The organism is Bradyrhizobium sp. Crot121 (assembly GCF_059512385.1).
The window spans coordinates 36,874-43,937 of record NZ_JCAMOR010000067.1 but is presented as its reverse complement, the minus strand read 5'-3'; the positions used below and the strand labels follow the sequence as shown (position 1 = coordinate 43,937).

Sequence of the window (7,064 nt, the reverse complement as noted above, 5' to 3'; positions counted from 1 at the left end):
AGCATCGCCCTGCCGTGCATCTGGACCGCGTGCCGGATCGTAGGGCTCCGGTTGAAAGCGGCGCGAAATCGCGACGCCGGGATTCGCGAGGCGGTGCCCGCTGCACGAACGACCGCGGTAGTGGCCGAAGGTGACGACCCGAGCACCGAAAGAAGGCCAAGTGCCCCCTCGCGCCCGACTACGGCGGTGTCGACCGTCCGCCCGTCCGCCATGTCGATCATCAGCGAGATGGCGCCGCTGCGAGGGAAGAAGACATAGTCGATCTCGTCCCCCGCTCGCGCAAGGATCGCGTCCTGATCGAGCGCGACCGTCTCCAGCGCGGGCCGCAACAGATCGAGATCCGATCCCGGAAGTGTTGCCAGGAGACGGTTAGGCATTCCGCCTGGACGCGTCACTGCAGATGACCCGCGGTGAGGCACTTCATTCCGGGCGGTGCGAATCTGCTGTCGCTACTCGCGCTGAGATCCAACTCACTTGCAAATTCGAATATTCCAACTGGATGTCGGCTCAAGCGTGAGTCCTCATCGACACGAACGGATCAATTTTAGGGGCTTGCGCCGCGACATGAGCACGGCGAGTAAGGGAAGAGAGTCAGTGCAAACGGCAGTCTCGATGCAGTTGCAGCGCGAAAGTACGCAAGCTGCAAAAGGTGCTCTTCTCCACCCGCGCTGCGTAGCACCGATCTTCGGTTCCACCCATGTCGAATATGAAGGTGAGCTGGCCTTCGGCGCATTCCGCGTGTCATACAATTGTTATAATTGGACCGGTGCGTCGATCGATAGGGACGGGCGAATAGTGCTGACGGGTGGTGGACTAGCCCGCTCCCCGCATTGGCACGATGGCGTTCTGATCGCCAAGAGGTAACAGATTTAGCGGCTTCCGGTTATGGGCCCTTGGCTGCCATCACGACCGCCGAAGAGTAGGTCAGCTACCGGGTGGAAAGCGGTCCAAAATGCGCTGGCCCGCCAATTCCGAATCTGGACCCGGAGCGGACTTATAGGGAGGCTCGCCGCCTCAAGCAAATCCAGCAATGAGAACAACGATGCCTGCAAGTACGAGCGAACGCGCCGGTATTCCCAATATGAGCGCATCAATGGCCGTGCGTTGAGGCGGCACCCAGTGGGGAGAACTGCCGAGGTTTGTATACTTCAGCCCGACATCCATTTGGACGATGAAGCATACGATGCCGCTCGCAATAATCAGGACACCAAAAATCCTAATCGTTCTCGACCATCGCTTCATCATCGACCAGCCTCATCAACTCCCGCTTGGCGATCCGACTATACCATTGAAATTTGATGTGTCGCTTATTGGCCCATCGCGACACATTGCGATGCCGCACGAACTTGGTCGTCATAGAGGCAAAGCTGACGTAGTCTTCGTGCATCACGCGGCCGGTTTTATGGGTACAAGGCCATGACAGCGCGCTATCGATGATGAATAAGCTGCACGACGGCCAGATCAACCACCACATCGGGCTCCAGCACGTCGCAGCGAGCCTCGCCAGGCAGGCGCTGGCCAGGATCGATGCGCACGACCACCGCATCGTGATGGAGCTTGGCAAGTTCGCGGCATCCGCGATGGAGCGAATTCCGGTCCAGCACCGCGACGCGGCGATCAAGACCATCGGCCAGATCAACGCCGAGGCCTATGCCGAGCTGATGGAAAGCCTGTGGCGGGAGCTGTTGGCGGTGGCGGAATACGAGGTCGAGTTCTGTACACGGATTCTGGGTGAGAGCGGCATCGAGGCTAAGGCGGGGTTCGATCCGGATGCCTTGAAAGGCCGGCGCTTCATTCGTGGTCAGACTGTGCATCAAGCGTTCGAGAGCCAGCGCGACAACAAGTTCCGTTTCTTGCGCAAGGTGATCGTCGCAGAAGTCGAACCGATGGTCTTGATCCGGAAAGTGCGCGGCACCGAGGCGCGGTGCTTCAAGGACGGCGCGCTGGCGATGGCGCGTCATGCGACTGCCCATCTGGTGCGCTCGGCGGTCAACCACACCGCCAATGCGTCAAGGATGATGCTGTGGCGAGAACTCGGTTGATGGTGACGGCGACGCTGGATTCCGACACCTGCGTCGAATGCGGTGCAAAGGACGGCATCTTCGTCGAGACCGAGGATGATGGGCCGCCGTTCCACAACGGCTGCCGCTGCGCTCTTCTGTTTCTGCTGCCGGGCGAAAAGCCATATCGGCAGACCTTCCGGCAGTGGCTCAAGGCCCAGGATGCTGCGACCCAGGACAAGCTGCTCGGGAAGGCCAAGGGCAAGCTCTATCGCGCCGGCAAGGTCAGCGTGTCCGGCTTTGTCGATGTCCGCGGCAACGAACTCACCCTGGACCAGCTGAAACGCAGGGAGCGACGCAAACCTAAATGACGATCCAGATCGAATCCGACGGCACCCAGCATGGCACCCGGATCAACGTGGGTGATGCCGACATCTCGCCGATCGTCACCTCGATCACGTGGTCGCACGGCGGCGGCGACGGCCCGGTAGCCACCGTGCGCCTCGGCATTCTCGATGCCGCAAGCCTGGGCGCCAGTCAGGTCAAGTACGTCGCCGCCGATGGCCGCAAGATCGTCTCGATCGCCTTTGAGGACGGCCTGTCTTTGATCTCCACCTTCGATCCGCGTGATGTCAGCGCGGTCAAGGTCGAGAAAGACCACATCGAACTGCTCGCGCCGGGGCCGCTCAGGCTGGACGAGGCCGCCGCGATGGCATTGTCGCGACGGCTGTATGCGGCGGCCACGGAGCTTGCGATCCGCAACGACGAGAACCTGTCGAAGTAGGAGAGGTCATGGCCAAGAAGCAACCGAAGTCGGCGGCCACCGTCGTGATCCGCGACGCCTCGGACATGACTGAGCGTGGCCGCAGAGAGGTGGCGCTGTGGCTGCGTCGGCAGGCCCGCTTCCTCGAGAAGCACGCCGACAGCCTGTCACGCCGCTACCGCGCCCGGTATCTGTACCGCTGAAGGGAGGCCCATACGATGGCATTGCTAGGAAAGCCGCGCGAGAGGCGCAGGCGGCGACAGGATGGGCAGGTGAGCGGCGTCTGGCCTGCAGCTCGGTTCGAACTGCTCTATGGCGAGGACGAACAGGACCATGGCGCGCCGCCTCCATCTGCGCCTCCGCGTCCCTTGCTGACCCTCAATTCCCGTTGGGTGGCCGAGGGCGACAGCATCACCGCTGGCTCCAACGGTCCGCAGTGGGCCACCTATGCCGACATCGGCTCGCGCGGCCGCTTCTTCCGCCCGCTCAATTGGAATCAGGCGACCGGCGGCCAGACCGCGGCGCAGATGGCGACGCAGATTGCTCAGGTCACCGCGCTGAACCCGAAGGTCGTCACGTTCCTGGCTGGCACCAACGACCTTGGCAGCACCTCGGACACGCCTGCGGCCATCTACGGCAACATCCGCAGTTGCGTGAAAGGCTACCTCGACGGTGGCGCTCAGTACGTCGTCGTGTCGCGCGTGCTACCGCGCAGTGACACCACGTGGACAAACCTCGGCACGCAGCCGCAGCGCGAGGCCGATCGGAAGGCGCTCAACACGCTGATCGAAGGCCTGCCCGGTGATCCCGCGCTGTCGGCTTACAGTCGCCGGGTGATCGTCACGCCGAGCCTTGAGGCCACATGGAATCCGGCGACCGATACTATCGAAGGCCTGCATCCGAACTATCTCGGTGCGATCAAGCTCGGCAACTCGTTCGCGACCGCGCTCAACAGCATCAGCGACACCTCGCTGTTCTCGGATCTGTATCTGGACCCCAGCAACGCGCTGCTTGCGGCCGACAACCCGCAACTCGCTGGCACCACAGGCGTCTTGACCGGCGCGACTGGAGAGGTCGCCACCGGATGGACCGTGTCGCAGAACGACACCATGACGGTGGCCGCCTCCAAGACCACCATGGGCGCTGCAGCTGCGCAGCGCATCCAGGTTTCGGGCACCAATGCCACCGCAGGCCGCGTGGTCAACTTCTCCAATCCGTGCCAGATCGCCGGCGCGATCGGTGACAGCTTTGAGGCGTGCATCGACTTCATCCTGGCTGCCGGCTCGAAGAATCTGCGTGGCCTCACGCTCGGTTGCGGCTCCACAGGCCTGACGCCGCTTCCCAGTTCGCCTCCGCTGTACGATGGTGCGCCCGCTCTGAACGGCACCCTTCGTACCCCTGTGATCGCCACCTTGGCGGCCGCGGTGACCTCGGTGACCGTGCAGGCAACCCTCACATTCGCTGCCGGCACGGTGGCTGCCGATGTCACCTGGTCTCGCCCGTACTTCCGCAAGGTGCCGGCCGGTTCAGTGAGATAGGAGGAAAGGGGGAGGGAAATCTCCTTCTTCCATGCAGGTGTTGGCCGGATAGAATCGATCCTCGTTGTTTTCTTCGAGGACCACATGACCCATCCGGCGATCTTGAGACAAGAAACGGCGCAGGTGTATCGCGCGCTGCGATTGCGGCCACTTACGGTGAACAGCATCGTGCTGATGACCCGCCTGCATGAGATCAAGGTGATGCGGGCCTTGGTCAGGCTGTTGGAGGATGAGAGCATCACCAGCATCCATGGGCTGTATATTGCCAGCCGCGAGGAGCCGGCCTGGCAGGTACACTGAAGCCCCCCGCCACCTTAAGCCCAACAAATCAAGCCGCCTTCGGGCGGCTTTTTCTTTGAATTGCGTCCGGCTCAATCGGGGCCGGGCGAACGAAGCGGCATGTCCGCAAAAAGCAAAGGCCGTCAATGACGGCACCGGCAATGCCGGACAACGGAGACCACCATGGCACTTAAGGCACTTCTGGAAACCCTCGATGATGTCGCAGAGGTGTTCCACTCGGAATACAAGCAGGTCAAGGTCAAGGGACCGGACGGTCAGGAAAAGGAGATGTTCGCGCTCGACATCGTCGAGCCACAGGCCCATCCCGATGTCCTCGCCCTCAAGACCGCGTTCGATCGGGTCAAGAACGACAAGCAGCGTCTCAACACCGAATTGACCGAGGCGCGCAGGCGGCTCGAGAAAATTCCCGAAGACTTCGATCCGGATGAATATCAGCGACTGCTCGATGAAGAGGTCGAGCGCCAGAAGGACCCCAACTACAAGAAGACCGACGACGAGAAGCTGCAAGCAGCCCGCAATATGTACGAACAGCGCATCAAGACGCTGGAGACCAAGGCCGCGAACGATCTCAAGTCGAAGGACGAAATCCTCGCCAAGAAGGACAAGTTCATCAACGCCCTCCTGGTCGATGACGGCCTGACCCAGGCGCTGGTGGCTGCCGGTGTCGACAAGGCCTACCTCAAGGCGGCCAAGGCGATGCTGCGCGACAACGTCAAGGTCAAGAACGAGGGCGACAAGTATGAGGCCGTGGTCGAAACCGATCTCGGCGAGCAGGACATTCCGAAGTTCGTCATGAAGTGGGTGCAGTCCGATGAGGGCAAGGCCTTCGTGACCAAGCCCTCGGGCGGCGGTGCCAATGGCAACGATTCACGCACTCTCGGCGACAACCCTTGGGACACCAAGGGCGGCAAGGTGAAGCCGAACCTCACCAAACAGCAAGAGCTGATCCGAACCAACCCGGAAAAGGCAAGGCAGCTGGCACAAGCCGCTGGCGTGACCCCGGCCTGGTAAGCCCCAAGCCAACGGCAAGGCGAGCCGATTTTTCCCTCAAGAATGAAAGGACAATCCGATGGCGGTTACTCGCCTTACCGATGTCATCTATGGGCCGTTATTTCTGCCCACCGTGATCCAGCGCATCCAGACCCTGACCACGATCCGCACCTCGGGCATTGCGTCGTCCGACCCGCAAATTCAGACCTTTGCCAATGGTCCCGGCGACATCGTGCAGCTGCCGTTCTGGAACGACCTCACCGGACCGTCCAACGTCTCCAGTGACGATCCGGCGCAGAACGCGACCCCGAACAAGCTGAACCAGGGCCAGGACATCGCCCGCAAGATCCGCCGCAACTACGGTGTCTCGGCGGCCAATCTGGTGTCCGCACTTCTGGCGGAAGATCCGCTCGACGTGGTGGCGCAGCTGATCGCGGAATACTGGGTACGTGAGGAGCAGATCATCCTCGGCTACCAGCTGAACGGCGTGTTCGCATCGCCCTCGATGGCCGATCACGTCCTCCCAGTCGCCTCGGAAGATGCTGCAGGAAGCGGCGTGCTGCTCGATGCCGACGTCTCCTCGAACGCCCACGCACTGCTGGGGGATCAGGGCCAAAGCCTGGTCGCGGCGATGATGCACTCCCGCGTCTATTGGAATCTGCGTGCGCAGCGGGCGATCTACTTCAAGAAGGACCCGGTCACCGGGCTCGACTTCGAGTTCTGGGACGACAAGCGCATCATCGTCAACGACGCCTGCCCGCGCGTTCCCGGCACCACCAACGGCTACAAGTACTCCACGTATTTGTTTGCGCTCGGTGCGCTGGCCTATGCGGAGGCGACCGGTGGCGGTGGTCCGGCCATTCCGATCGAGTTCGACTCGGCACCCGCCGCCGGCAACGGCGAAGGCGTGCAGACCGTCTGGTATCGCAGGCACTGGGTGATGCACCCCCGCGGGGTCAAGTTCACCTCGGCCAGCATCGCCGGCGAAAGCGCCACCAACGATGAACTGGCCAATGGCGCCAACTGGTCGCGGGTCTACGACCCCAAACTGGTGCGCGTCGTCGCGGTGATCACCAACGGCTGAGGGCTGCCCGGCTAAGCCGAGCGCCCTTTCGGGTTCAACAAACAGGAGAAGTCTGATGGCTAGGAAAGCCAAGCCCCTCGATCCGCAGGCTCTGCATGAGCGTATCCGTGATGCCGAGCAGGCCTCGCGTGCCGCCGAATCCCTCGCCAACGCGCTGGGCGATCGCCAGATCCCGGACGGTGCAGTCGAGCGCTCCAAGGAGAAGGGCGATCAATTGAAGAAGCTGATGGAGTTGTCGGCGGTGGTCGACCGCGCCGGCACGCCGCCGCCGCTCGCCGGCGAGATCGACAGCGACGAGAGCGACGAGGAAGAGCCGACCAAGGAAGAGCCGGTCAAGGAAAAGGCGGCCGAAAAGGCCCGCAAGTGACGAAAGCTGCCCGGTCTTGAAC

The 7,064-nt window shown here is 62.2% G+C and carries 11 protein-coding genes; 9 read left to right on the top strand and 2 right to left on the bottom strand.

The window, feature by feature from the left end:
- Positions 1-377: Crp/Fnr family transcriptional regulator (locus AC5ZGW_RS35895; RefSeq protein WP_496114038.1), on the bottom strand; the 377-nt coding region annotated here is incomplete at its 3' end.
- 637 nt (positions 378-1,014) lie between these two features.
- Positions 1,015-1,245 (bottom strand): hypothetical protein, encoded by a 231-nt coding sequence (locus tag AC5ZGW_RS35890; protein ID WP_130228286.1) that lies wholly within the window; start codon positions 1,243-1,245, stop codon positions 1,015-1,017.
- 188 nt (positions 1,246-1,433) lie between these two features.
- Here AC5ZGW_RS35890 and AC5ZGW_RS35885 point away from each other — a divergent pair, with 188 nt between their 5' ends.
- The 9 genes from AC5ZGW_RS35885 (at position 1,434) to AC5ZGW_RS35845 (ending at position 7,042) form a co-directional block, all read left to right on the top strand.
- Positions 1,434-2,042 (top strand): hypothetical protein, encoded by a 609-nt coding sequence (locus tag AC5ZGW_RS35885; RefSeq protein ID WP_130228285.1) that lies wholly within the window; start codon positions 1,434-1,436, stop codon positions 2,040-2,042.
- Positions 2,024-2,371, top strand: coding sequence for a putative phage head morphogenesis protein (locus AC5ZGW_RS35880; protein WP_130228284.1), 348 nt, complete (start codon positions 2,024-2,026; stop codon positions 2,369-2,371). The genes AC5ZGW_RS35885 and AC5ZGW_RS35880 overlap by 19 nt, the downstream gene beginning before the upstream one ends.
- On the top strand, positions 2,368-2,784 hold the full coding sequence (locus AC5ZGW_RS35875) for a hypothetical protein (protein ID WP_130228283.1): 417 nt from the start codon (positions 2,368-2,370) through the stop codon (positions 2,782-2,784). The genes AC5ZGW_RS35880 and AC5ZGW_RS35875 overlap by 4 nt, the downstream gene beginning before the upstream one ends.
- An 8-nt stretch (positions 2,785-2,792) precedes the next feature.
- On the top strand, positions 2,793-2,966 hold the full coding sequence (locus tag AC5ZGW_RS35870) for a hypothetical protein (RefSeq protein ID WP_165435410.1): 174 nt from the start codon (positions 2,793-2,795) through the stop codon (positions 2,964-2,966).
- A 69-nt stretch (positions 2,967-3,035) separates the two neighbouring features.
- Positions 3,036-4,301, top strand: a complete 1,266-nt coding sequence (locus AC5ZGW_RS35865) for an SGNH/GDSL hydrolase family protein (RefSeq protein WP_165435409.1) — start codon at positions 3,036-3,038, stop codon at positions 4,299-4,301.
- An 84-nt stretch (positions 4,302-4,385) separates the two neighbouring features.
- Positions 4,386-4,601: a hypothetical protein gene (locus tag AC5ZGW_RS35860; protein ID WP_130228281.1), complete on the top strand. Its 216-nt coding sequence runs from the start codon at positions 4,386-4,388 to the stop codon at positions 4,599-4,601.
- A gap of 162 nt (positions 4,602-4,763) precedes the next feature.
- On the top strand, positions 4,764-5,612 hold the full coding sequence (locus tag AC5ZGW_RS35855; RefSeq protein ID WP_130228280.1) for a hypothetical protein: 849 nt from the start codon (positions 4,764-4,766) through the stop codon (positions 5,610-5,612).
- A 58-nt stretch (positions 5,613-5,670) separates the two neighbouring features.
- Positions 5,671-6,675, top strand: a complete 1,005-nt coding sequence (locus AC5ZGW_RS35850) for a hypothetical protein (protein WP_463327531.1) — start codon at positions 5,671-5,673, stop codon at positions 6,673-6,675.
- Positions 6,676-6,730: 55 nt separating this feature from the next.
- Positions 6,731-7,042 carry a hypothetical protein gene (locus AC5ZGW_RS35845; protein ID WP_130228278.1) on the top strand — a complete coding sequence of 104 codons (312 nt, stop codon included), beginning with the start codon at positions 6,731-6,733 and terminating at the stop codon, positions 7,040-7,042.
- Positions 7,043-7,064: the final 22 nt, after the last annotated feature.

What these genes read in the sequence shown, in the direction of transcription:
- AC5ZGW_RS35890 (WP_130228286.1), bottom strand. Translation starts at nt 1,245, where the DNA reads ATGATGAAGCGATGGTCGAGAACGATTAGGATTTTTGGTGTCCTGATT.
- AC5ZGW_RS35885 (WP_130228285.1), top strand. Translation starts at nt 1,434, where the DNA reads ATGATGAATAAGCTGCACGACGGCCAGATCAACCACCACATCGGGCTC.
- AC5ZGW_RS35875 (WP_130228283.1), top strand. Translation starts at nt 2,368, where the DNA reads ATGACGATCCAGATCGAATCCGACGGCACCCAGCATGGCACCCGGATC.
- AC5ZGW_RS35870 (WP_165435410.1), top strand. Translation starts at nt 2,793, where the DNA reads ATGGCCAAGAAGCAACCGAAGTCGGCGGCCACCGTCGTGATCCGCGAC.
- AC5ZGW_RS35860 (WP_130228281.1), top strand. Translation starts at nt 4,386, where the DNA reads ATGACCCATCCGGCGATCTTGAGACAAGAAACGGCGCAGGTGTATCGC.
- AC5ZGW_RS35855 (WP_130228280.1), top strand. Translation starts at nt 4,764, where the DNA reads ATGGCACTTAAGGCACTTCTGGAAACCCTCGATGATGTCGCAGAGGTG.
- AC5ZGW_RS35850 (WP_463327531.1), top strand. Translation starts at nt 5,671, where the DNA reads ATGGCGGTTACTCGCCTTACCGATGTCATCTATGGGCCGTTATTTCTG.
- AC5ZGW_RS35845 (WP_130228278.1), top strand. Translation starts at nt 6,731, where the DNA reads ATGGCTAGGAAAGCCAAGCCCCTCGATCCGCAGGCTCTGCATGAGCGT.